Origin of the sequence: Methylocella silvestris BL2 (genome assembly GCF_000021745.1) — a bacterium.
In the GTDB taxonomy this organism is placed as follows: Bacteria; Pseudomonadota; Alphaproteobacteria; order Rhizobiales; family Beijerinckiaceae; genus Methylocapsa; species Methylocapsa silvestris.
This window is the reverse complement of sequence record NC_011666.1, coordinates 4,061,769-4,084,149: the sequence shown is the minus strand read 5'-3', so window position 1 is coordinate 4,084,149 and position 22,381 is coordinate 4,061,769. Positions and strand designations below refer to the sequence as shown.

Genomic DNA, 22,381 nt, shown 5'->3' with positions numbered 1-22,381 from the left:
ATAGCCGAAAACTTATCCCTCATATGCTGCGGGCCAAATTCGGCGCCTGATCGGCCAAGGGCCGCCGCAACGGAGCTGAACTCTGGCGGCGCCTCAAGTCGCTCGGCGTCCGGGCTCGCGAGGGAAGCAGGCGAATGGGCGACCCGACGACGACGCGCCGAGCGCGCCAGCCGCCAACATTTGCAGACAGCGCTTTTGCGCAAACGATCGCCGGACCGTTGACCATCGCGCGCGATCATCCATGCAACGCGGAAACCAGCGCCATCGCGGCGCGTGAAGCCGGCGCGCCGATGCGCGCCGGGATCACATTGACCTGAATCAATGCGGCGCCCAGACCGATGACTGGTAGTAACTCAATGGCTGGCTTGCCCTTCAAATTTCTCGACCGGGCCGACGCTGGCCGCCAGTTGGCGGCCAAATTGGTCACGATGCAGCTTGATCGCCCGGCAGTCTACGCGTTGCCCCGTGGCGGCGTGCCGGTAGCTCTCGAAATCGCGCGCGCCCTGCGCGCCCCTCTCGATCTCATTCTGGTGCGTAAGATTGGCGCTCCGGGCGCGCCGGAATTGGCGCTTGGCGCCGTCGTCGAAGGCGAAATTCCGCAGACCGTGATCAACGAAGACGTGCGGCGAGCTTCCGGCGCGGACGACGCTTATCTTGAGCGCGCGCGGCAGCGTGAACTGGCGGAGCTCGAACGCCGGCGCGTCCGATATTTGGGCGACCGCGCGCGACTGCAGCCAACCGGACGCACCGCCATCATCGTCGATGATGGGCTTGCCACCGGGGCCACGGCGAAAGCCGCCCTCATCGCGATCAAACGCCAGGGCGCCGCCAGGATCATACTCGCCATTCCCGCCGCGCCGGAGGAAACGCTGGCCGAAATGCGCCAGTATGCAGATCTTGTTGTGTGTCTACATCCCGCCAGGCATTTCCAGGGGGTCGGCGCATTCTACAGCGATTTCCACCAACTCACCGATGAAGAGACAATCGGGTTGCTGCGTCAGGGCTGGGCGGAGACCGGCGAGGCCGAGTCCGGTTCAGCCAGGCGTCAGATCGCGGTCCCGCCGCTCGGTTTGGTCGGCGATCTCTACGTGCCGCCGGACCCGCGCGGCGTCATTCTGTTCGCCCATGGAAGCGGATCGAGCCGCCTCAGTCCGCGCAACGCCGCCGTCGCCCACACTTTGAACGCACAGGGCTTCGCCACGCTTCTGCTGGATCTGTTGACCGAGAAAGAGGCGAAGGACCGCCGTAACGTCTTCGATATTCCACTGCTCGCGGAGCGCCTGCTGGAGGCGGCGATATGGATCCGCGCCGAGCCCGACATCGCCGATCTGCCGCTGGGCCTGTTTGGCGCGAGCACCGGCGCGGGGGCAGCTATGCTGGCCGCGGCGGAGCTTCTGGGCGGCGTGGCGGCGGTGGTCTCGCGCGGCGGACGCCCCGATCTGGCCGGCCCCCGGCTGGCGGAAGTCCGCGCGCCGAGCCTGCTGATTGTCGGCGGCGACGATCGGCAGGTCCTCGCGCTGAACCGGCAGGCGCTGGCTGCGCTGAAATGTGAAAGGCTGCTGAAGATCGTTCCCAACGCCACCCATCTGTTTGAGGAGCCTGGCGCGCTGGAGCTGGCGACCGACATGGCGAGCGCCTGGTTCCAGCACTATCTGACGCCCCCGGCGCCCAGCCGCGCGCCAGCGCCCCCAGCGGCGCGGCCGACGCCACAGATATCGACAGCGGCCGTGCTGCGCGCCGCCGCCGAGCCGTTGCTTTCGTTGGACGACCCGACCTTCGCCGCCGCCTTTGACCGCTTTGCCCAGTCCCGCGTGGTGTTGCTTGGCGAGGCTTCGCACGGGACCTCGGAATTCTACCGCGCCCGCGCCGCCATCACGCGGCGCCTGATCGAGCGGCACGGTTTTACGATCGTGGCTGTCGAGGCGGATTGGCCGGACGCCGCTGCAATCGACCGCTATGTGCGGCGCAGCCCGCATCAGCCGATGAGCTCAACGCCATTCGCCCGCTTCCCAAGCTGGATGTGGCGCAACAAGGATGTCGACGCCTTCGTCGGCTTTCTGCGCGGCCACAACGCCGCGACGTCGCCCGGCGACGAGGTTGGGTTCTATGGCCTCGACCTGTACAACATGACGGCCTCGATCGCCGCCGTGCTTGCCTATCTCGATCGCATCGATCCCAAGGCTGCGGAGGCGGCGCGGGCGCGCTACGCCTGCCTGTCGCCGTGGTCGCGGGAGCCGGCGGCCTATGGACGGGCCTCGCTCACCGAAGGCTATGCGCTGTGCGAACAGCCGGTGACGCGTATTCTCGTTGATCTTTTGGAGAAGGAACTCCAATACGCGCGCCTCGATGGCGGCCATTTCTTCGACGCAACGCAGAACGCCCGACTGGTGGCCGACGCGGAGCGCTACTACCGGGCCATGTATTACGGCGCCCACGAATCCTGGAATCTGCGCGACCGGCACATGTTCGACACACTGCAGAACATCCTCGCGCAGGCCGGTCCAGACAAGAAGGCGGTTGTCTGGGCGCATAATTCCCACATCGGGGACGCGCGATTCACGGACATGGGCGCGGAGCGCGGCGAGCTGAACATCGGCCAGTTGTGCCGCCAGACATATGGACGCGGCGCGGCCTTGATCGGCTTTGGCACGCATACCGGCACCGTCGCGGCTGCGTCCGAATGGGACGCGCCGATGGAGGTCAAGGCCGTCAGGCCATCGCGTCCGGACAGTTACGAGGCCTTGTGCCACGAGGTAGGCTCCGAACGATTCCTGCTGGACCTACGAGCGGGGCAGCATGACGATCTCCGCCGCGTCATGGCCGAACCACGACTTGAACGCTACATTGGCGTCATCTATCGGCCCGAGACCGAGCGCTGGAGCCACTACAGCTACGCGACGCTTCCCGACCAGTACGACGCCTTCGTGTGGTTCGACGAGACTCATGCGGTGATCCCGTTGCCGACGAAGGTAACCGCCGGCGAGGATGAGACCTATCCCTTCGGCCTCTGAAACAAAATCAACAGACTGCGCCGCATGTCATGTTCCCGCGCGCCTGTCGTTAGGAGCGCAACCGACGGACCAGGATGCGCGCCTGGAAATCGACCTGACGCGTTGGTTCTTTGGAATGCATAGACGCCCGCGGCTGAACCCCAAGCGACCGATGATTGGAGACCCGCGCGATGAGAGACCTGCCGCTGTCGAAGGTCTACCAGTTGCTCGAACCGGGCCCTGTCGTCTTGCTGACGACCGCCGCCAAGGGCCGCGCCAACGTCATGACGATGTCCTGGCATATGATGGTCGAATTCGAGCCGCCGCTCGTCGCCTGCGTCGTCAGCAGCGCCAATCACAGCTTTGCCGCGTTGAAGGCGACGAAAGAATGCGTGATCGCCGTTCCGGCGCTGGAGCTGGCGTCCAAGGTCGCGGAAGTTGGAAACTGCTCGGGCTGCGACGTGAACAAATTCGAGACGTTCGGACTGACGCCGACGCCGGCCGGGCGCGTCGCTGCCCCTCTGATCGCCGACTGTTTCGCCAATCTCGAATGCAAGGTGGTCGATACGCGGCTCGTACGCTCATACAATCTCTTCATTCTTGAAGTGCTGAAGGCCTGGAGCGATCCGGCGCAGAAGCAGCCCAAGACGATCCATCATCATGGATATGGCCGGTTTGTCGTGGACGGCGAGACGATCAAGCTGAAATCCAAGATGCGATAGGCGGCGGCCCCGAGGAGTTCGGCGAACAGCGTCGGATTGCACGAACGATACGAGGCGCGAGCAATTTCCAAGATTTAAATGTTAATATGACTAGTCATATTAATTTCGATATAATCCTGTCGGCGACTTCAATTTCGCTTCGCTCTCCGCCAAATTGACGTTTTCGGCAATTCTTTCCTTGCAATTAATCAGACCGGTCATATTATAAAGCAATAGAAAATAAAATCGGGAGAAGAGGATGGCCAGAGCCAGCCTACGCGAAAACATCGTCGACGCCGCGCTGGAGCGTTTTCACGCCCAGGGCTTTAATGGCTGCAGCGTGCAGGACATCACCGAGGCCGCCGGCGCGCCCAAAGGATCATTCTACAATCATTTCAAGACGAAGGAGCTGCTGGCGCTGGAGGCGCTCGCGCGCTATCGAGACGACAGCCGGATGGGCATGCTGTTCGAGGGCGACAAGCCGCCGCTGAAGCGGCTGCGGGCGCATTTCGAATTTCTGGCCGCAAGACTGAAAGGCTGGAATTTCGAGCGCGGCTGCATGATCGGCAATTTTGCGGCGGATATGGCCGATGACTATCCCGTCATGCGGGAGGCGTTGAACGAGACGCTGGCGCGGTGGAGCGGCGCCGTCGGCTCGCTGTTGCGCCAGGCGCAGGCCGAGGGCCAGCTCGCGCAAGACCGAGACCCGGAGGTTCTGGCGCGTTTCTTGGTCAACTCCTGGCAGGGCGCGGTGACGCGATCCCGGCTGACAAAGAGCCGCGCGCCGCTCGATGATTTTTTAACCTGCGCCTTCGACCTCATTCTGGTTCGACCGCTGATCGACGCCTGAAACGAGGTTCGCGCCGATGAATGTCGCCGAACCGCAGCCGCCGCCAAAATCCAGCGCGCGAATCGATCATCTGCTGATCGGCGCCATCGGGCCGCTTGGCGACAAGCGCGCTCCGAGCGGCATCGACAAGCATCCCGTCACGCGTCGCTTAAGGCTCGGCCGGGAGGGATTCGAGGGCGACTTTCAGGGCGACCGCAAGAATCACGGCGGCCGCGACAAGGCGGCGCATCACTATCCCTTCGAGCATTATGCGGCGTGGCGCGCGGAGATCGGCGGCCTGCCGCGTCTCGACCAGCCGGGCGCCTTCGGCGAGAATTTTTCCGCGCGCGGTCTCGATGAAGACAGCGTCGCGCTTGGCGACGTCTTCCGGGTCGGTTCGGCCGTGATCGAGGTCGCGCAGGGGCGCCAGCCCTGCTGGAAGCTCAATGTCCGCTTCAGCGTCCCCGACATGGCGATGCGGGTGCAAAAGAGCGGGCGCACCGGCTGGTATTACCGCGTGCTGGAGGAGGGATTTGTCGCGCCCGGAGACGAATTGCGCCTCATCGATCGCCGCTCGCCCGACTGGCCGATCAGCCGTCTGTGGCGCGCGCTCTATGTTGACGCCCAGAATCCCAACGAACTCGCCGCGATGGCCGCGCTCGCCCGGCTCCCCGAGGGGTGGCGGCGCATCGCCGAGCGGCGCCTCGCGACGCGGACCGTCGAGGACGCGTCCGCGCGGCTCACCGGCGCCGATCGGGCATAAGCCGTTTCAGTTCAATTGCGCCATCTTGCATTGGCGCGGCGATTTATCGGGCCGCCAGCGCATGAGCCTTGTCCCATGGCGAAAGCGCCCATCGGTGACTTGATCGAAACATACTTCGACCACCAGTTCCGGCCGCAGCGGCTCCCATTTGGAGCTCCGCTCCGTGCTCCAACGGCTGGGGCCGCCGGGCGCGCGGCCGGTGAAGCCGGGCGGCCCGCGCAACGCTTCGAGCTTCTCTGTTAAAGCTTGCCGCTCCGCCTCGCTGATCGCGGAGGTGAAGCCGACATGATCGAGCTTCCCGGCATCGTCGTAGAGGCCGAGAAGCAAGGAGCCGACCTTGCGCGAATTGGCCGCGTAGCGAAATCCGCCGACGACGCAATCGGCCGTGCGCTTGCGCTTGACCTTGATCATGGCGCGCGCGCCGGGCTCATAGAACCCGTCGCGGCGCTTCGCCATCACGCCGTCGATCGCGCCGCGCCGCGAGTCCTCGAGCCATCGATGCGCCTTCTTGGGGTCGAGCGTGACGGGCGAAAGCTCCAGCTGACGCGATGGCGCGCCGGCCCGCGCCATAAAAGCTTCGAGCGCCCGCCGCCGCGTCAGTAGAGGCTCGCCGATCAGAACGGCGCCCTCGGCGTCAACCAGCATGTCGAATAGAATGAAGCGGGCCGGCGTTTCGCCGGAGAGCCTTCGAATACGGGAGGCCGCCGGATGCAGCCGAGCCTGCAGGGCCGCGAAGGAAAATTCGCCGTCTATTTCGATGATGAGTTCGCCATCGACGACGAAGCGCCCGGCGGGAATCTGACGCAGATAGGCGGCGACCTCCGGGAAATATCGTTGCAGCGGCTTTCCCGATTTCGCCCTGAGTTCGAGGTCTTCGCCCGCCCGGAAGGCGAGACAGCGAAACCCGTCCCATTTCGGCTCATATTGCCAAGCCGAATCTTCCGGCAGCAGGTCGGCGAGGCGAGCCTCCATCGGGGCCGTCTCGACGGGAATGCCAAACACCGGCCGGTCATCTGGCGATGTTTGCGTCATGCGGTTTTCACGCGCCGCGCTCCCGCTCCAGTTGATGCTTCAGCGCGTCGATCCGCCTGCTCGCCTCCGCCTTTGAAAGGTCCGGCTCGAATTGCTCGGGCGCATGCGCCTGTTCCGACAGGGTTTTCAAATAGGAAGATTGCGCGCCGGTCATTGGATCATCGCCTGAAACCCATTCGTCGGGGTCTTTTTCAAGATTTGTCGGCGGGTCGGGATCAAGCTTTGGATTGTCGGTGTGCAGTTGTTTTGTCATCCGTCCTCCGTTCGCCAATTGTTCCGGTCGAACGCCGAGGCCCGAGAAGCGTTCCAGCGCCAGTCGAAGCCGCGCCGGCAAGGGAGAAGCGCATGACCCGTCAACGCAAATGGTCGAACGACGTGACGCAAAACAGCGACGCGCTCGATCTTGAAAAGGATATCTTCGCCTCGGACAGCCCCGAGGCCATCGCGCAATCGCTCAAGCGATCCGTCGAACAGAGCCACAGGCGCAAAGCGGAGCCATTTCGCTCGGCGATGTCGATGCTGACTTTCTATGTCAACCGCGCCGGCCGCAATCTGTCGCAACGCCGGCGAAAGATCCTCGAAGCCGCGAAGACAAGGCTTCGCGCTGCCTTCGGCCGACCGCAGCCGAAGTAGAGCCAGGATTTCTATTCGGCGGCCAGACGCTGCTCTGGCGGCGTAATCTGCGCGTCGGCGCGCACGGGCGCCGCGGGACGGCGGGCATAGCGCTGGGCCAGAATGGCGCAGGCGAACAGCTGCACCTGATGAAATAGCATCAGCGGCAGCACGATGAGGCCGAGCGGCTGCCCCGGAAACAGGATGCTCGCCATCGGCACGCCGCCCGCCATGCTTTTTTTCGAGCCGCAGAAGACGATGGCGATCTCATCCTCTTTCGAAAAACCAAGCCGGCGGCTGAGGAGCGTCGACGCGACGAGGACAAGCGCCAGAATGAGGCAGTCGAGCGCAAGAATCAGCGCCAGTCCCTGCCAGCTGAGCTGCGCCCAGACGCCGGCGGCGGTCCCCTCGGCGAAGGCGACATAGACGATCAGCAGGATCGAGCCGCGATCGACGATCGACGTCATCACCTTATGCGCCAGGAGCCAGCGGCCGATCAGCGGCCGGGCGAGCTGCCCGAGGGCGAAAGGCAGAAGAAGCTGCAAGGCCACATCCTCCACGGCCGCGACGTTGAAGCCGTGGCTCTGCGTCGACAAAAGCAAAGCGACAAGCATCGGGCTGATGAAAACGCCGAGCACGTTGGAGGCCGAAGCGCTGCAAAGCGCCGCCGCGACATTGCCGCGGGCAATTGAGGTGAAGGCGATCGAGGACTGGATCGTCGAGGGCATCAGGCAAAGGTAAAGCAGGCCGACCGCAAGCGGCGGCGACAGGAAGGGGCGCAGAGCCGCCGTGAGGGCGATACCGATCGCCGGAAACAGAACAAATGTCAGGAACAGCACTGTCGATTGCAGCCGCCAATGGGAAAATCCCTCGATGACGGCACGCGGCGCGAGGCGCGCGCCATAAAGGAAGAACAAGAGCGAGACCGCGCCATAGGCCGCGTAGCCCGCCACTTCCGCCGCGGCGCCGCGCGCGGGAAAAATCAGCGCGAGCGTCACCGTGGCGATGAGCGCGAAAAGATAGGGATCGATCCCCAAGCGGGACAAGAGCTGCCGGTCGAACATGGCGTCACCGAAATTAAGGAGAATGTTTTTCTAACATGTGCGCCGTTATGAACAAACGTGATAAATTAGATAATAGTCATTTCGAACCGTGATGAAGAGTCCATGGCCGATCCGATCGATCCCATCCTCCTGCGCAGCCTGGTCGCGGTCGCCGAGGCAAAAAGCTTCACCCTCGCCGCCCGGCAACTCGGCCTCAGCCAGTCAACCGTGAGCCAGCATATCAACAGGCTCGAATTGAAAACGGCGCGGCGTCTGCTGGCGCGCGACACCCATTCCGTGAGCCTGACCCCGGATGGGGACGCCGTGCTGCCTTTCGCGCGGCAGGCGCTCGAAGCCAACGCGCGCATCGCCAGCCTGCTCGCGGGCTCGGATCTGCGCGGACATGTCAGGTTTGGCACGTCGGAGGATTTCGTCGCCACCGCTTTGCCAAAGGTGCTCGCGGAATTTACCGAACAGCATAGCGCCGTCGATCTCGAATTGACGGTCGGCCTCAGCGGCAATCTCTATGAGCGCTATGACGCCGGCGAACTCGACCTCATTTTCGTGAAGCGGCGGCGCGGCGACGAGCGCGGCCGCTTCGGCTGGAAGGAAGAACTGGTCTGGATCGGCCGCCCGGGTTTCGAGATGAATATGGATGCGCCGCTGCCGCTGATCGCACTGCGTCCGCCGAGCATAACCCGCGCCCATGCGCTCGCGGCGCTGGAAAAGGCCAAGCGGAGCTGGCGCATCGTCTGCACCGCCGACAGTCTGAGCGGGATCAGGGCGGCGGCTCTCGCGGGGCTCGGCGTCGCCGCCCATTCGGAGCGGCTGATTCCGGAAGGCCTGACGCCGCTGCCGGCTTCCCGCGCCTTGCCCGCCTTGGGACATATCGAATTCGTGGTCGTCGGCGGCGGGCGCGGCAATGCGGCGGCCGAAGCGCTCGGCCGCGCGATCCTCGACAATGCGAGCCGCATCCGCACGGCCGCCTGATAGCTAGAGCAAAAGCCGATCAGATTGAAGCGGGCTTTTGCTCTAACTCATTGTTCCAACACATCTGCTCTACGCGAAAAGTCCACAACTTTTCGGGCGGATGCTCTAGCGGCGCGGCGCGACGGTCGAGGTCAGATCCCATTGCGACGGATCGCCCTCGGGGAGCTCGCCTCTCGGCGGCGCGGAGGAAGGCCGGCCCATTGGCGCGACTGGCGCATAAGCGCTGGCCACGGCAGGCCGCGTCGGGATCGCCGCGGGCGGACGCATCGCCGCGGCGAAATAAGCGTCCGGGATGCGCGCCGTCGGCCCTGGTCCCGGGCCGACCTGGAGCGCTTCGGCGTCCTGCTTCAGAACATTATTATGGGCGACGTCGAGGTCGTCGTCGATGTCGGGCGCCTCGGGCAGTCCGTCGGAGGGCGCAGCCGGCGGCGGCGCAACGGCAGGATTGAGCTGGAGGAACGGCTTGCAAATGCGGCGCGGTCCGGTCGAAGTCGCGCCATGCATCGCAAGATCGACGTGAATATGATTGTAGTGAAAGACGTTGGAGCCCGGCCCCAGCACCGTCGTGAAATGCGAGCAGGCGCCCATATGGACCTCCTGCAAAAAAGCGCGGGCCTGCTCGTCGCCGCGCGTCCAGTCGCGCACCACGGTGATCTCGCGTCCATCGGCGAGGCGAAAGCCGCCGATGTCGAGGGCGTTGCCGAACGCATGTTCCGACAGGCGCCCATAGGCGGACCCGTTGATGCCGCGGCAGGAATAGGAGCCCATGCCGATGATTTCGATGATGCGCTGGCCGAAGCGGGCCTGCGCCGTCGGCTGCACGACCTCGCGCACCCATTCGTTCAGGCTCGCGACCATCGGACAATCCAGAGTATAGCCAGTCTGAAAGCCGACCGTCCCATTGTCGAGGGCGTAGACTTTTAGAGGGCGGGTCAGCCCGCAAATGCCGGGGCCGCTGATTTCGCGCGCCGGCTGGATATAGGATGAGAGCTCGAACGGACGCCGCGCAAAACAGGCGTTTTCAGCCTGCTCGCGCCAGACCGGCCGGCGCGCGCGCTCATAGTTGGAGCAGCCGGCCAGCGATCCAATCAGGGCTGCAGCAAAGGCGAGGAGCAGGATCCGGCGCGCCATCGCGGCAGATTGGCTGCGATTCTTTAACCTCGGCTAAAGCAATTAGGTTAACCAGTGCTGAAAATCGAGGCCGGCCCCCAGCGCCAGCAGTCGAGAGAAGGTTAAATGGCAAAAATCGCGGCGGGGCCGGACCTCTTCATCGACGAGGATGAGATCGCGCTCTCCTATGCGCGCGCCTCGGGGCCGGGCGGGCAGAACGTCAATAAGGTCGAGACGGCGGCGCTGCTGCGCTTTGATGTTGCAAATTCGCCCTCGCTCGAGGCGCCTGTGAAGCGCCGGCTGCTGCGCCTTGCCGGAGCGCGCGCGACCAAGGACGGCGCGATCGTGATTTTCGCGCAAAGCTTTCGCTCGCAGGAGATGAACCGCAAGGATGCGATCGGCCGGCTTTTGGCGCTGATCGCCGGCGCGGCGAAACCGCCAAAATTCCGGGTTAAAACCCGCCCCTCGATGACGGCGCGGAAGAAACGCGCGGACGAAAAGACGGCGCGGGGCGCGGTGAAGAAGCTCCGCCGCGCCCCGGACGATTGATCGCGCATAAAAAAGGCGCCGCTCTTGTGCGGCGCCTTTCGACGGGGTTGTCAGACCGAGGTCGTATTGTCGCGCGAGTGGCGCTCCTGCATGAAGCGATCGAACTCTTCGCGGTCACGCGCGCGGCGCAGAGTCTCCATAAACTCCGTAAATTCGCGCTCCGCGGCGACGAGCTTGCGGCGCTCCTCCTCGAGACGGGCGAGTTCGCCGTCGCGCCATTCGTCAAAGGCGCGATTGCCGCTCGAGCCGAAGCCCGCGCTGCGCCAGCCGCGCTCGGCAAAGCCGCGGGCCGAACCCGAAAACCGCCAATTCGAGGCGCTTTCCCATTTTTCGCGGCCGAAGGAGAACAGATCGCCCTGGTAGCCGCTCCGCTTCTGCCAGAATTTAAAGCCAATCACGGCGACGCCGAGCGGCCAGTACAAGGCAAAGCCAAACACCATCGCGGCGATCTCAAGAGGCTTCCATCCAGCGCCGCACACAGCCGCGCGGGCGCTGGCGCGGGAAAAGCCCGGATCATAAGGTTTTCTTCCCAACTCTTCGCTCATCGACAAAAGCTCCAAAGGCTCGCCGGGACGCCCGCTTCGCGCGGACCGGTGATGGGCAAGATGTAAGAGGCCTTTTGCTTTCGTCGAGATTTGGCGCTCAAAATTAATATTGAGCGCCTCCCCTTGTCCTGCCGGCCCTCCCCTCATCGTGGGGAGGCCGCGGGTCCGTCTCGAAGGACGAGGGGCGCGTTATTGCCTCCCTCGTGGTTCGAGACGGCCCTGCGGGCTCCTCACCATGAGGGATTTCAGGACAACAACGCATTATAAAGTCAAAGGCTTACGCCTGCTTTACCAGCGCGAGCAAAGCGCGGTGGATGAGGTCGTTGCCGGCGCAGACCGTGCCCTTCGCCAGCGGATCCGGGCCTCCGTCGGCGTCGGTGATATAGCCGCCGGCTTCCTTGACCATGATGATTCCGGCGGCGATGTCCCATTGCTGCAGGTCGCGCTCCCAGAACCCGTCGTAATTGCCGGCGGCGACATAGCAGAGATCGAGCGCCGCCGAGCCGAGCCGGCGGATATTGGCGACATTCGCCATCACGGCGGAAAACTCCTGCTTGAAGCGGGCGTGGCCGTTCGCCTTGCCGATATGGGGCGTGCCGCAGCCGATCAGCGCCTCACCGAGGTCGCGGCGGGCGGCGACGCGCAGGCGCCGGTTGTTGAGATAGGCCCCCTGCCCCTTTTCGGCGACGAACATGTCGTCATTGGCGGGATTATAGACGAGCCCGGCGACGACCTGTCCCTCGCGCACGAGGCCGATCGAGATCGAGAAGATCGGCAGGCCATGCAAAAAATTGGTGGTGCCGTCGAGCGGATCGATAATGAAAGTGTGGCTCTTGTCGGAGCCCTCGACCGCGCCCGATTCCTCCATGAGGAAGCCATAGCCGGGGCGCGCCTTGGACAGTTCCTCGAACAGCACTTTTTCGGCGCGCTTGTCGGCGGCGGAGACGAAATCGCCCGGCCCCTTCACCGAGACCTGCAGATTTTCAACCTCGCCGAAGTCGCGCTTCAAACCGCGCCCGGCCTTTAAGGCCGCGCCGGTCATCACATTCATGAGGGCGGAGCGGATCATGCTTCGGCCCTGCGCAAATAGGCGACCTCATTGGTGTCGACGACGATTTTCTCGCCGACGCCAATGAAGGGCGGCACGAGCACGCGCAGACCGTTTTCGAGAATGGCCGGCTTATAGGAGGAAGCCGCCGTCTGGCCGCGCACGACGGGATCGGCCTCGACGATTTCGAGCGTGACCTGCTGCGGCAGGCGGATCGAGATCGCGCGCGCCTCATGCATCTGCAGCGTGACCTTCATGCCGTCCTGCAGAAAAGCCGCGCGCTCGCCGACAAAATCCTTGGGGAGTTCGATCTGGTCGTAGGATTCCAGATCCATGAAAACGAGATTGTCGCCCTCGGCATAAAGAAAGCTGAAGTCCTTCAGCTCCAGATCGACCGTATCGACCGTCTCATCGGCGCGAAATCGCTCGTTCAGCTTGCGGCCGTCGATCAGGTTCTTGAGCTCGACCTGATTGAAGGCGCCGCCCTTGCCGGGCTTGACGCTATTGGTCTTGACCGCAACCCAAAGGCCGCCGTCATGGCTGACGACCGCGCCGGGCGTGATCTGGTTTCCGTTGATTTTGGGCATTTGCTTTCGAAGGTTTTCTTTTGGCGCGCGCGCGGCGTCTTGTCAGGCGCTTCAATGCCCGCCGGGGGGCGATGCGTCAACCGGAGCGACTCCTATTGCCTCTCGTTGCGGGAATGTGTATTGATTTGTAATAATATACACATCAAGACATCATGCGCACCAATATCGAGATCGACGACGAACTGCTCGCTGAGGCCATGGCGGCGACGGGGCTTTCGACCAAGAAAGCCACCGTCGAGGAGGCTTTACGCGCCCTCGTGCGGCAAAAGCGTCAGCGCCGCGCCATCGCCGATATGATCGGCCTTGGCTGGCAGGGGGATCTTGACGCGTCGCGGCAAGGCGGCTCCGACCATCCAAAATCTTGATCGTCGTCGATAGTTCGGTGTGGATCGCCAATCTGCGCGATCTCGACACGCGAGCGGTGCGCGCGTTGCGATCGATCGAAGACCCCAACGAAATTTTGATCGGCGACCTCATTTTGCTGGAAGTGCTGCAGGGCGCGCGGAGCGAGGCGCATGCGGCGCGGATCGAGGCCAGTCTGCGCCAGTTCCGGATCGAGCCCCTGCTCGATGCCGAGCTTGCCGTTCACGCCGCGCAAAATTATCGCGCGCTACGCGAAAAGGGCGCGACCGTGCGCAAGACCATCGACCTCATCATCGGAAGTTTTTGCCTCGCCCGAGGCCACGCCCTGCTCCACGACGACCGCGATTTTGCGCCGATGGCGGAGCATCTTGGGTTGCGGGTGATCTGATTGGGTTCGCCATGTTCTGACAAGCAAACCTACGACATGTAACATGTCACGAGATTCGAGGGCTTAGAGACCATTTGAAAATGCTGGCGTCCTCCAAAGCCCTCATGGTGAGGAGGGCTCGAAGAGCCCGTCTCGAACCACGAGGGCGTCAAGAGAGCACACTGAACACATCCTTCGAGACGCCATTTCTCACGAAATGGCTCCTCAGGATAGGCGAAACGAATTTTCAAACGGTCCCTTAGAATATGCCACGCCGACCCGACCAATTCAAAAGCCCCGCGTCGCCGCCAAAGCGAATGGCAAGCTATCGCCAGAGGATGCGCGCGGCGGGTTTGCGCCCCGTTCAGATCGGGGTTCCGGACAGCCGTGCGCCGGATTCTGCCGATAAATGCCGCGCTCAGGCGCGCGCCGTCGCCGGCAGCGATCCGGCCGGCGACGAGATCATGCGTTTTGTCGCCGGCGTTTATGAATGGCCGGATTTTTAGTCCGGCGCGGGCAATGCGTGGTGCTTACGACCTCTGGCGATTACGGCTGGCCGCGCATCGTGCAAAGCGATCTGTTCGCCGAATTGCCTTCCGCCGTTATCTCTCCGTTAACGACAATGCTTCGCGACGACGCCGATCTGTTCCGGCTCGAAATCGCGCCTTCCCTGCTCAACGGGCTGCGCGAGGCGTCTCAATCGCCATCGACAAGACACCGTCGTTCCCGTCGTCAAAATCGGCGAGGCGATCGGCGACGCCGACGGTAGCCCATTGATTCTGCGCATTTACGGACTGAACAGATGTCCAAATTTCCTTTGCTGTTCCTTGAAACGATCCGACGAATACATTTCTAGCCGAAGTGCAGTTTCTCTTTCAAAGAGCGAGCGGAACCGTGATTCAAAATCGTCGCACCACACAATCGCATTTATGTCGTTGTTCACACCGTAAAATAAGTCGATAAGTGAAATTGCGATTCCTGCAGCCATTAATAGCTCGCCTTGCTCGAAATACCCATCCTCAATGTCAAAAAACGGCACGATAAATTCGCTGCCATTATCAGCTACGCGAAAATTTTTCTGGGTGTAGACAATGTTTGCATGAGCGGCAGAACTGTTGATCTTTTCCTTCGTTGCCTTTATATACGATGACTCTTTCGGGAAATTCTCGTCAAGCCATTTGTAACGCTTCGCGGTCAGTTCTTGTGATGCATCGAGTGTTCCTCCGGGTGCGGGCTTTGCGAAGTGATCTTGATGTGGATTCGCGATCGCGAATGCCGCGCAAGCCCCAGCTTCAAGCACTTGACGCAGATTCATCATCGCCTGAGTTTGGTGTAAACGAACGATCGCAAATATGGCGAGCAAGTGGTGGTTTTTGACTTGCGACAGAAAGCGGCCGAAAATCTCGTGCTCTCGATCTAACGACTTTACAGCTACGGAAAGGAAAGCTGAAACATCAAGTGCAACGGCATAATAAGCACCATATCGTCGAGGCGCAGCCAAGATCATCAAATGCTCGCTCTCAACGATGTCCTCGATTGTTTCTTGTTTGAACGCCATTGTTGCATTACTGTGTTGTTTAACTGAATAGACCAGTATTTTACTTCTTTATCCACTTGCCTTGAGCACGGAGGACACATTCACTGTTGCGCGCTACGCTTTTTTCGCGGGCCGCATAGTAGCGATAGGCCAAAAACGCCCACAAAAAATATAGCGACCGCGGCGAGAGCATCGCGCCACCACGGTTGTCCAAGTGCAATCCCAGCGGCCATCACCGTCGCCGAGAGAAGCTGTCCGACATTGACGAGGTTTCTGAACCAAACTTGTCTGTCAAAAAACTCATCATCTTCTCCTGTCTCGGGAGTATTGGCTAGCCGCCTTATCGAAGCTCCAATTACGCCGTTGAAAAATCCTGCTGCCAACCAGACAGCCGCGAACAACCACTCCTGACGAACGATTCCGACGATAATTCCAGAAATACATATGACAAAAAAGAATATGAGAATGCGATCCAGTCGTCTGTGAGCTTCAGAATAGGCGGAGGTCATTTAGCGGCGCTCTCTATGGCAGGCGCGAAGCACCACGTGTGCTGCCCTGTTATTGAACCGCACATTTTCGTCTTTGGCGTCGCTTATCGCTGCTCCTTCCCCGCTAAGTCTACACCCGCATCGGCATCAGCACATAAAGCGCGCTGGCCCCGTCGCGGTCCTGCACCAGCGTCGGCGAGCCGGGGTCGGCGAGTTTGAATAACGCCGTGTCGCTGTCGAGCTGTTCGGTGATGTCGAGCAGATATCTCGCGTTGAAGCCGATATCGAGCGGCGTCGAATCATAATCGACGTCGAGTTCTTCCTGCGCCGAGCCGGAATCGGGGTTTGTGACCGACAAGGTCAGCTTGCCGTCGGCGATCGCCAGTTTCACGGCGCGGCCGCGCTCGGAGGAAATCGTCGAGACGCGGTCGACGGCGGCGGCGAAGGGTCCGCGCTCGACGATGAGCCGCTTGTCATTGCCGGCCGGAATGACCCGCATATAATCCGGAAAGGTGCCGTCGATCAGTTTTGTGGTCAGCACCACATCGCCAAATGTAAAGCGCGCCTTCGTCGTCGACAGTTCGACGCGGATGTCGGCGGAGAGATCCTCGATCAGCTTCTGGACCTCCGTGACCGCCTTGCGCGGCACGATCACGCCCGGCATGCCGGAGGCGCCCTTCGGGCAGGCGATTTCGACGCGCGCCAGCCGGTGGCCGTCGGTCGCGACCGCCCGCAGCACCGAGGCGCCCTCCGCCTCCATCGAATGCATGAAAATGCCGTTGAGATAATAGCGCGTCTCTTCATTCGAGATGGCGAATTGCGTCTTTTCGATCAGGCGCTTGAGATCGGCCGGGGGCAGCAGGAAATCATGGCTGAAATCGCCCGCCGCAAGGTCGGGAAAATCGCTGTCGGGCAGGGTCTGCAGATTGAAGCGCGAACGGCCCGAGCGCAGCAGCAGCTGGCCGCTGTCCCCGGCGATCTCAAGCGAGACCTGCGAGCCGTCAGGCAGCTTTCGCACAATGTCATAGAGCGTATGGGCCGGCAGCGTCGTCCCGCCGGCGACGCCGACGTCGGCGGCGAGGCGCTCGGTCACCTCAAGGTCGAGATCGGTCGCCTTCAGGAGCAGCGACTTGCCTTCGGCGCGCAGCAGCACATTGGACAGGATCGGAATGGTGTTGCGGCGCTCGACCACGCGATGAACATGGCCAAGCGATTTGAGCAGGGCCGCTCGCTCAAGGGTGACTTTCATAGCGCGTCCATCCATTCAGTTCTTGCCGCGCGCAAGCCAGATCGCCTCCCGCCGGGGGCGAGACTTTGGCGCGGCGCTGCAAAATGCGCAAGCGCCGAGGCGGAGTTTTCAAGGGCTTCCGCACCGCTTGTCGCCCGCGTGACCATTGGCACAGGCCCGGGTCGCCCGGCCCTCTATGCTTGTCGCTCTATTTTGATTTTCAAATAAGGCGGACGCCAATGTCGATTGAAGAGTGCTGCTATACTAAGAAAGTCGCACGCCGGCCAAGGGGCGGCGACGCCATTCCCGATATTTCGGCCGTCATGCCGATGCCCGAGGAAATGCTGCGCCTGCTAAGAGCGGGGCGCGAGCCGCGCGGCGGCCAAAGCTCCGGCTTCATCGGCCCACGCGATCTCCATGGCGTTGCGCGCGAAGGCGACGCCGGGCCGATGCGCCACGCCTGGCTCGCCCAGACCGGAGCGCCGCGGGCGCGCGCCGCCGCCGCCGAAATGACGGCGAGCCGCCTGCGCGATCTCTCCAGCATCGCTCTGCCCCCGGCCGGAGCCATGCGGCTGATGCGCCAGGAGCTGCTCGATGCCGGCTATCCATGGTGCACGGTCGGGCGCGTCTTTGTCGGGATCAATGAGGATTACGTCAACTGGACGCAATCGGGCACGGGCGTGCTCATCGGTCATAATATCATCCTGACGGCGAGCCATGTCGCGCCCTGGGATCAGGCGAGCTGGTGGATGCGCTTCGTGCCGGCCTATCGCGACGGCGCCGCCCCGCTCGGCCAGAGCTATGTCCAGCAATTCCGCGGCTACAAGAATTCCGACGAGATCAAGGGCAGCGACTATATCGTCGCCAAACTCTACAATCCGCTCGGCGACGCGCTCGGCTGGATGGGGACGCACAGCTTCGGCGACGAGGACAATTACAAGGACGTGCCCTGGCAGAGCATCGGCTATCCCGGCGATTTCTTCATGGCGCAGCGGCCGGCGCTGCAGCCCTTCGTCGCGGTCGAGGACATCGACGATGACGATGGCGGGCTGGAGCTGGAGACGACGCCCTTCACCAGCAACGGCTGGTCGGGCGGCCCGCTGTTCGGCTGGCCGCGCGGCGTGACCGGGCCGCGCGTCGCGGGCGTCTGCTCCGGGCGCGAGGAGGAATTCTCCTTCTGGGATTTCTTCACCGCGACGCATAGCGTCTTCGCCGGCGGCTCGCAGATGGTCGATCTCGTCAAATGGGCGATGGCCAATTGGGGGTGAGCCACAAAATCGCCGCGCCCGCGCGATTTACGGCCCGTTAAGCTTAAACCCTCTAGATCAGCTTCATGATTTTGGAGCCTTCAGCTCCAAAATCGCTGTTCTGATCGGATCGACGCGGGACCGCCGATGGCCACTCAAGGCTCCAGCCGCGGAGAGCGCGGCCCCGCCCGCAGCGGCCCGGCGCGCAAGAAGCCGCGGCGCCGCGGCTGGAGCCTCGCCGGCGCCGCCTCGCTGCTGCTGACGCTCGCGGTCTGGGCCGGCGTCGCGGGCGCGGCGATCATCGCCTTCTACGCGACAAAGCTGCCGCCGATCGACCAGCTCGCGGTGCCGAAGCGCCCGCCCAACATCGCGATCCTGGCCGACGACGGCAGCCTCATCGCCAATCGCGGCGACACAGGGGGCGCGAGCGTGCGGCTCGCCGATCTGCCGCCCTATCTGCCAAAGGCCTTCGTCGCCATCGAGGACCGGCGCTTTTATTCCCATTGGGGCGTCGATCCGATCGGCATCTTGCGCGCTTTGACCCGCAACGCCGCGGGCGGGGCGACGCAGGGCGGCTCGACGCTGACACAGCAACTTGCAAAGAATCTGTTCCTGACGCAGGAGCGCACGGTTTCGCGCAAGATCCAGGAGGCGATCCTCGCGGTCTGGCTCGAACATAAATATTCGAAAAACCAGATCCTCGAACTCTATCTCAACCGCGTCTATTTCGGCTCCGGCGCCTATGGCGTCGAGGCGGCGGCGCAGAAATATTTCGGCCATGGCGCGCGCAATCTGACGCTGGCCGAATCGGCGACGCTGGCTGGCCTCATGAAGGCGCCGACAAAGCTCGCGCCCAACCGCAACGCCGCCGGCGCGCGCGAGCGCGCCGCCCAAGTCATCGCCGCCATGGTCGACGAGGGCTTTATTACCGACGCCATGGGAAAATTCGCTCTCGCCCATCCGGCGGAAGCGACAAAATCCGATGGCGCGGGCACGGCCAATTACGCCGCCGATTATGTGATGGACGTTCTCGACGACACCATCGGCGCGATCGAGGAGGATATCGTCGTCGCGACGACGATCAGTGCGGCGCTGCAAGCCAATGCCGAAAAGGCGCTGACCGAGGAACTCGACCAGAAGGGCGCGAAATTCGGCGTCGGCCAAGGCGCTTTGGTGTCGCTCGATCCGACCGGCGGCATCAAGGCGCTGGTCGGCGGGCGCAATTATGCCGACAGCCAGTTCAACCGCGCGACCGCCGCAAGACGCCAGCCGGGATCGGCGTTCAAACCGTTCGTCTATCTTGCGGCGCTCGAACATGGGCTGACCCCGGCGAGCGTCCGCGAGGACGGCCCGATCAACGTCCGCGGCTGGCAGCCGGAAAATTACTCGCGGCAATATTTCGGCCCCGTCACGCTGACCAAGGCGCTCTCGCTGTCGCTGAATACGGTCGCGGTGCGGCTCGGCGTCGAGGTCGGCCCGAAAACCGTCATCGCCACGGCGCATCGGCTCGGGATCGGCTCGGAACTTAGCCCCAACGCCTCGATCGCGCTTGGAACGTCGGAGGTGAGCCCGCTCGAACTTGTGGCCGCCTATGCGCCCTTCGCCAATGGCGGCATCGGCGTGCAGCCGCATATCATCGTCCGCGTCAAGACGGCCGCCGGAAAGCTGATGTATGCGCGCAAAGGGTCGAGCAACGGCCGCGTCATCGACGGCGCCTATCTGCCGATGATGAACGTCATGATGCAGGAGACTCTGCTGACCGGCACGGCGCGCAAGGGGGATGTCCCAGGCTGGCAGGCGGCGGGCAAGACCGGCACCAGCCAGGATTGGCGCGACGCCTGGTTCGTCGGTTACACGAGCCATCTCGTCACCGGCGTCTGGCTCGGCAATGACGACAGCTCGCCGACGAAAAAAGCGTCGGGCGGCACTCTGCCGGTGGAGATCTGGTCGCGTTTTATGCGCGCGGCCCATCAGGGAATTCCGCCCCAGCCGCTGCCGGGCGGCCTGTGGCAGGCGCCTCTCGTCGCGCCGCCCTTCTGGCCGGATGCGCCGACGTCCGTCGGCGCTCCCCCGCCCGTGGCGGACGCGGGCGGGCCCGCGGCACCGACCGGCTATCCGGCTTTTCCAGGAGCGCAGCCGCGCCGGACCGAGGCCGACGCTTCCCCGCGCGGACGCAGCGGCGGGCTCGTGCCGCCCGGGCTTATTCCCAACCCGGGCGATTCCGCGACGGCGCGGCCAGCGCCGCGCGAGCGCAATTTTTTTGAAAATCTGTTCGGCGGCGGTTAGGCGAAGGTTTTATTGCTGCTGCTGCTGCGCCTGCGCCGCCTGTTCCAGCGGGACCGCGGTTGAATCGCTTGAACTCATCGTCGCCGCTTCTTCGACGAAATCGATCCGAACCATATTGGTCGCGCCCGGCGTGCCGAAGGGCACGCCGGCGACGATAATGATGCGGTCGCCGACGAAAGCGAAGCCCTCGCGAAAAGCAAATTTCGAGGCGCGCGCCGACATGTCGGCGATGTCGTTCGCGTCCTTGGTGACGACGGCGTGAACACCCCAGGCGAGCGCAAGCCGGCCGGCCGTCTCGGGAAAGGGCGTCAGCGCCAGGATCGGCGCGGCGGGCCGCTCGCGCGCGATCCGCAGCGCGGTCGATCCCGACGCGGTCCAGGCGACGATCGCCTTGAGATCGAGCGTTTCGGCGACGTTGCGCGCCGCCACCGCGATGGCGTCGGCCCCCGTCGCCTCGGGAGTCGTGCGCTGCGCATTGATGATGCCGCGGAAATAAGCGTCGCGCTCCACCTCTTCGGCGATGCGGTTCATCGTCGAGACCGCCTCGACCGGATAATGGCCGGCGGCGCTTTCGGCCGAAAGCATCACGGCGTCGGCGCCCTCGAACACCGCCGTCGCGACGTCGGACACTTCGGCGCGGGTCGGAACCGGCGCATTGATCATCGATTCCAGCATCTGCGTCGCGACCACAACCGGCTTGCCGAGACGGCGGGCGGTGCGGCTGATGCGCTTTTGCAGGCCGGGCACCTTTTCCAGCGGCATCTCGACGCCAAGATCGCCGCGCGCGACCATCAGCCCGTCGGAGATTTCGACGATCTCTTCGAGCTTGGCGATCGCCTGCGGCTTTTCGATCTTCGACATCACCGCCGCGCGGCCGCGGGTCAGTTTCTTGACCTCGGCGACGTCTTCTGGCCGCTGCACGAAGGAGACGGCGACCCAGTCGACGCCGGCCTCGAGCCCCGCCTCCAGATCCGCGCGATCCTTATCTGTCATCGGCGAGACCGGAATTTCGGTATCCGGCAGGCTGACGCCTTTGCGGTTCGATATTTCGCCGGCGACGTCGACAACGGCGACGGCGTGCGACGCATCGGCGGTCACCACGTGGAGGCGCACCTTGCCGTCGTCGATCAGCAGCGTATGGCCGGGCACGAGGGCGCGCAGGATTTCCGGATGCGGCAGGCAGACGCGGGTCTCATCGCCGGGCTCCGAATTGGAGTCGAGCGTAAAGGTCGCGCCGCGCGCGAGTTTGACGGCGCGGTCCTTGAACAGGCCGATGCGCAGCTTCGGACCCTGAAGGTCGAGCAGAATGCCGATCGGCCGCTTGAACTCCTTCTGCACGGCGCGGATCATCCGCACCTGCTCGCGCATGGCGTCGTGAGAGGCGTGGCTCATATTGATGCGGAAGACGTCGGCGCCGGCCTTGAACAAGGCCGCCAGCGTCTCCTGCTTCGCCGAAGCCGGTCCTATCGTCGCAATGATCTTGCACCGTCGCAGTCGCCGCATGACAGCCTCTTCGTAAAAAAGTCAGGGAGTTGGCTTTTGAGGCGCGGGATCGGTCAGTTGCACCGTCCAGTTCTTGGCTTCCTTGCCCGTATCGACCTCAAAGAAGCCGGTCCGGTCGAAGCCGCGGACGTAACAATCCTCGCGTCCCAGGATGCGGAATTCACGGTCGCGCGTGCACATGAAAGCCTTACCCTTCCATTCGCCGCCACGCTCATCCATCGCGTAGACATAATAGAATTCAGCCGCAAGCGGCCCGCGAACGAGGGTTTCACAGGCGCCGGGCTTCAAATTCCACCAACCCTCGCTCACCCAAATCTCGCCGTCGGTATAGGCCAGCGAAATGCTGGTCCTGCTCGCGGTGTTATTGCAGAGACGAAAGTCGGCCGACGCAGGGAGGGCCGAGGCCAGAAAAAGCCCAAGCCCTATCGTCGCGGGAGTAATCGCTTGTTTCATCGCCGTCAAGGTCGTGGTTGAAATTGGCCGGACATGGGCTCTTTTCTGGAATGATTTTCTTGTCGCCGCTTCGGCGCTTCTAACCCGGCGGCCGGGGATTGACTAGCAAA

General features: G+C 63.2%; 25 protein-coding genes. 12 read left to right on the top strand and 13 right to left on the bottom strand.

Annotation, left to right across the window (positions count from 1 at the left end):
• Nucleotides 1-235: 235 nt before the first annotated feature.
• Complete coding sequence (locus tag MSIL_RS21785; RefSeq protein ID WP_187148733.1) at nt 236-376, bottom strand: hypothetical protein; 141 nt, start codon at nt 374-376, stop codon at nt 236-238.
• Here MSIL_RS21785 and MSIL_RS22405 point away from each other — a divergent pair.
• The 4 genes from MSIL_RS22405 to MSIL_RS18895 all read left to right on the top strand — a co-directional run bounded on the left by MSIL_RS22405 (nt 357) and on the right by MSIL_RS18895 (nt 5,283).
• Entirely contained in the window at nt 357-3,011 is a 2,655-nt protein-coding gene (locus MSIL_RS22405; RefSeq protein WP_012592674.1) for an erythromycin esterase family protein, read from the top strand. The genes MSIL_RS21785 and MSIL_RS22405 overlap by 20 nt on opposite strands.
• Nucleotides 3,012-3,181: 170 nt before the next feature.
• Nucleotides 3,182-3,712 (top strand): flavin reductase family protein, encoded by a 531-nt coding sequence (locus tag MSIL_RS18905; protein WP_012592673.1) that lies wholly within the window; start codon nt 3,182-3,184, stop codon nt 3,710-3,712.
• 238 nt (nt 3,713-3,950) lie between these two features.
• Nucleotides 3,951-4,541, top strand: a complete 591-nt coding sequence (locus MSIL_RS18900) for a TetR/AcrR family transcriptional regulator (protein WP_012592672.1) — start codon at nt 3,951-3,953, stop codon at nt 4,539-4,541.
• Between the two features lie 16 nt (nt 4,542-4,557).
• Complete coding sequence (locus MSIL_RS18895; RefSeq protein WP_012592671.1) at nt 4,558-5,283, top strand: MOSC domain-containing protein; 726 nt, start codon at nt 4,558-4,560, stop codon at nt 5,281-5,283.
• Nucleotides 5,284-5,289: 6 nt separating this feature from the next.
• On the opposite strand, the gene MSIL_RS18890 is transcribed toward MSIL_RS18895, so the two are convergent.
• Together MSIL_RS18890 and MSIL_RS18885 are read right to left on the bottom strand one after the other, a co-directional pair.
• Nucleotides 5,290-6,315: an ATP-dependent DNA ligase gene (locus MSIL_RS18890; protein ID WP_012592670.1), complete on the bottom strand. Its 1,026-nt coding sequence runs from the start codon at nt 6,313-6,315 to the stop codon at nt 5,290-5,292.
• A 7-nt stretch (nt 6,316-6,322) separates the two neighbouring features.
• Nucleotides 6,323-6,568, bottom strand: a complete 246-nt coding sequence (locus tag MSIL_RS18885; RefSeq protein WP_012592669.1) for a DUF3072 domain-containing protein — start codon at nt 6,566-6,568, stop codon at nt 6,323-6,325.
• 92 nt (nt 6,569-6,660) lie between these two features.
• Between MSIL_RS18885 and MSIL_RS18880 the strand changes: the two genes are divergently transcribed.
• A complete protein-coding gene (locus MSIL_RS18880) occupies nt 6,661-6,948 on the top strand; it encodes a DUF3175 domain-containing protein (protein WP_012592668.1) in 288 nt (95 codons plus the stop codon).
• A gap of 11 nt (nt 6,949-6,959) precedes the next feature.
• Here the strand turns inward: MSIL_RS18880 and MSIL_RS18875 are convergent, their stop codons facing one another.
• A complete protein-coding gene (locus MSIL_RS18875; protein ID WP_012592667.1) occupies nt 6,960-7,991 on the bottom strand; it encodes a bile acid:sodium symporter family protein in 1,032 nt (343 codons plus the stop codon).
• A gap of 102 nt (nt 7,992-8,093) precedes the next feature.
• On the opposite strand from MSIL_RS18875, the gene MSIL_RS18870 reads away from it, so the two are divergent.
• Nucleotides 8,094-8,960 (top strand): LysR family transcriptional regulator, encoded by an 867-nt coding sequence (locus tag MSIL_RS18870; RefSeq protein ID WP_012592666.1) that lies wholly within the window; start codon nt 8,094-8,096, stop codon nt 8,958-8,960.
• A gap of 105 nt (nt 8,961-9,065) precedes the next feature.
• Here MSIL_RS18870 and MSIL_RS18865 read toward each other — a convergent pair whose 3' ends face one another.
• Entirely contained in the window at nt 9,066-10,091 is a 1,026-nt protein-coding gene (locus tag MSIL_RS18865; protein WP_012592665.1) for an extensin-like domain-containing protein, read from the bottom strand.
• Nucleotides 10,092-10,196: 105 nt separating this feature from the next.
• On the opposite strand from MSIL_RS18865, the gene arfB reads away from it, so the two are divergent.
• Complete coding sequence (gene arfB, locus MSIL_RS18860; RefSeq protein WP_012592664.1) at nt 10,197-10,619, top strand: alternative ribosome rescue aminoacyl-tRNA hydrolase ArfB; 423 nt, start codon at nt 10,197-10,199, stop codon at nt 10,617-10,619.
• A gap of 50 nt (nt 10,620-10,669) precedes the next feature.
• Here the strand turns inward: arfB and MSIL_RS18855 are convergent, their stop codons facing one another.
• From MSIL_RS18855 to efp, 3 genes are all read right to left on the bottom strand, one after another.
• Nucleotides 10,670-11,164, bottom strand: a complete 495-nt coding sequence (locus tag MSIL_RS18855) for a DUF2852 domain-containing protein (RefSeq protein ID WP_148213148.1) — start codon at nt 11,162-11,164, stop codon at nt 10,670-10,672.
• A 277-nt stretch (nt 11,165-11,441) separates the two neighbouring features.
• Entirely contained in the window at nt 11,442-12,233 is a 792-nt protein-coding gene (locus tag MSIL_RS18850) for an inositol monophosphatase family protein (RefSeq protein ID WP_012592662.1), read from the bottom strand.
• Nucleotides 12,230-12,799: an elongation factor P gene (efp, locus tag MSIL_RS18845; RefSeq protein ID WP_012592661.1), complete on the bottom strand. Its 570-nt coding sequence runs from the start codon at nt 12,797-12,799 to the stop codon at nt 12,230-12,232. Before efp ends, MSIL_RS18850 begins: the two co-directional genes overlap by 4 nt.
• A 152-nt stretch (nt 12,800-12,951) precedes the next feature.
• On the opposite strand from efp, the gene MSIL_RS18840 reads away from it, so the two are divergent.
• From MSIL_RS18840 to MSIL_RS18830, 3 genes are all read left to right on the top strand, one after another.
• Nucleotides 12,952-13,164: a type II toxin-antitoxin system VapB family antitoxin gene (locus MSIL_RS18840; protein WP_012592660.1), complete on the top strand. Its 213-nt coding sequence runs from the start codon at nt 12,952-12,954 to the stop codon at nt 13,162-13,164.
• Nucleotides 13,161-13,550, top strand: coding sequence for a type II toxin-antitoxin system VapC family toxin (gene vapC / locus MSIL_RS18835; protein ID WP_012592659.1), 390 nt, complete (start codon nt 13,161-13,163; stop codon nt 13,548-13,550). The genes MSIL_RS18840 and vapC overlap by 4 nt, the downstream gene beginning before the upstream one ends.
• Before the next feature lie 245 nt (nt 13,551-13,795).
• Nucleotides 13,796-14,035 (top strand): antitoxin MazE-like protein, encoded by a 240-nt coding sequence (locus MSIL_RS18830; protein ID WP_049768222.1) that lies wholly within the window; start codon nt 13,796-13,798, stop codon nt 14,033-14,035.
• Nucleotides 14,036-14,316: 281 nt separating this feature from the next.
• Here the strand turns inward: MSIL_RS18830 and MSIL_RS20410 are convergent, their stop codons facing one another.
• From MSIL_RS20410 to dnaN, 3 genes are all read right to left on the bottom strand, one after another.
• Complete coding sequence (locus tag MSIL_RS20410) at nt 14,317-15,087, bottom strand: hypothetical protein (protein ID WP_049768220.1); 771 nt, start codon at nt 15,085-15,087, stop codon at nt 14,317-14,319.
• A gap of 80 nt (nt 15,088-15,167) precedes the next feature.
• On the bottom strand, nt 15,168-15,575 hold the full coding sequence (locus MSIL_RS21515) for a hypothetical protein (protein WP_148213147.1): 408 nt from the start codon (nt 15,573-15,575) through the stop codon (nt 15,168-15,170).
• A 109-nt stretch (nt 15,576-15,684) separates the two neighbouring features.
• On the bottom strand, nt 15,685-16,803 hold the full coding sequence (dnaN, locus tag MSIL_RS18820; protein ID WP_012592657.1) for a DNA polymerase III subunit beta: 1,119 nt from the start codon (nt 16,801-16,803) through the stop codon (nt 15,685-15,687).
• Nucleotides 16,804-17,021: 218 nt separating this feature from the next.
• Between dnaN and MSIL_RS20405 the strand changes: the two genes are divergently transcribed.
• On the top strand, nt 17,022-18,050 hold the full coding sequence (locus MSIL_RS20405; protein ID WP_012592656.1) for a trypsin-like serine peptidase: 1,029 nt from the start codon (nt 17,022-17,024) through the stop codon (nt 18,048-18,050).
• A gap of 126 nt (nt 18,051-18,176) precedes the next feature.
• The gene (locus MSIL_RS18810; RefSeq protein ID WP_012592655.1) at nt 18,177-20,315 is read left to right on the top strand and encodes a transglycosylase domain-containing protein; all 2,139 of its coding nucleotides are present in this window, start codon (nt 18,177-18,179) and stop codon (nt 20,313-20,315) included.
• Nucleotides 20,316-20,324: 9 nt separating this feature from the next.
• On the opposite strand, the gene pyk is transcribed toward MSIL_RS18810, so the two are convergent.
• Nucleotides 20,325-21,818: a pyruvate kinase gene (pyk, locus tag MSIL_RS18805; RefSeq protein ID WP_012592654.1), complete on the bottom strand. Its 1,494-nt coding sequence runs from the start codon at nt 21,816-21,818 to the stop codon at nt 20,325-20,327.
• Between the two features lie 21 nt (nt 21,819-21,839).
• Nucleotides 21,840-22,271, bottom strand: a complete 432-nt coding sequence (locus tag MSIL_RS18800; RefSeq protein WP_012592653.1) for a DUF1036 domain-containing protein — start codon at nt 22,269-22,271, stop codon at nt 21,840-21,842.
• Nucleotides 22,272-22,381: the final 110 nt, after the last annotated feature.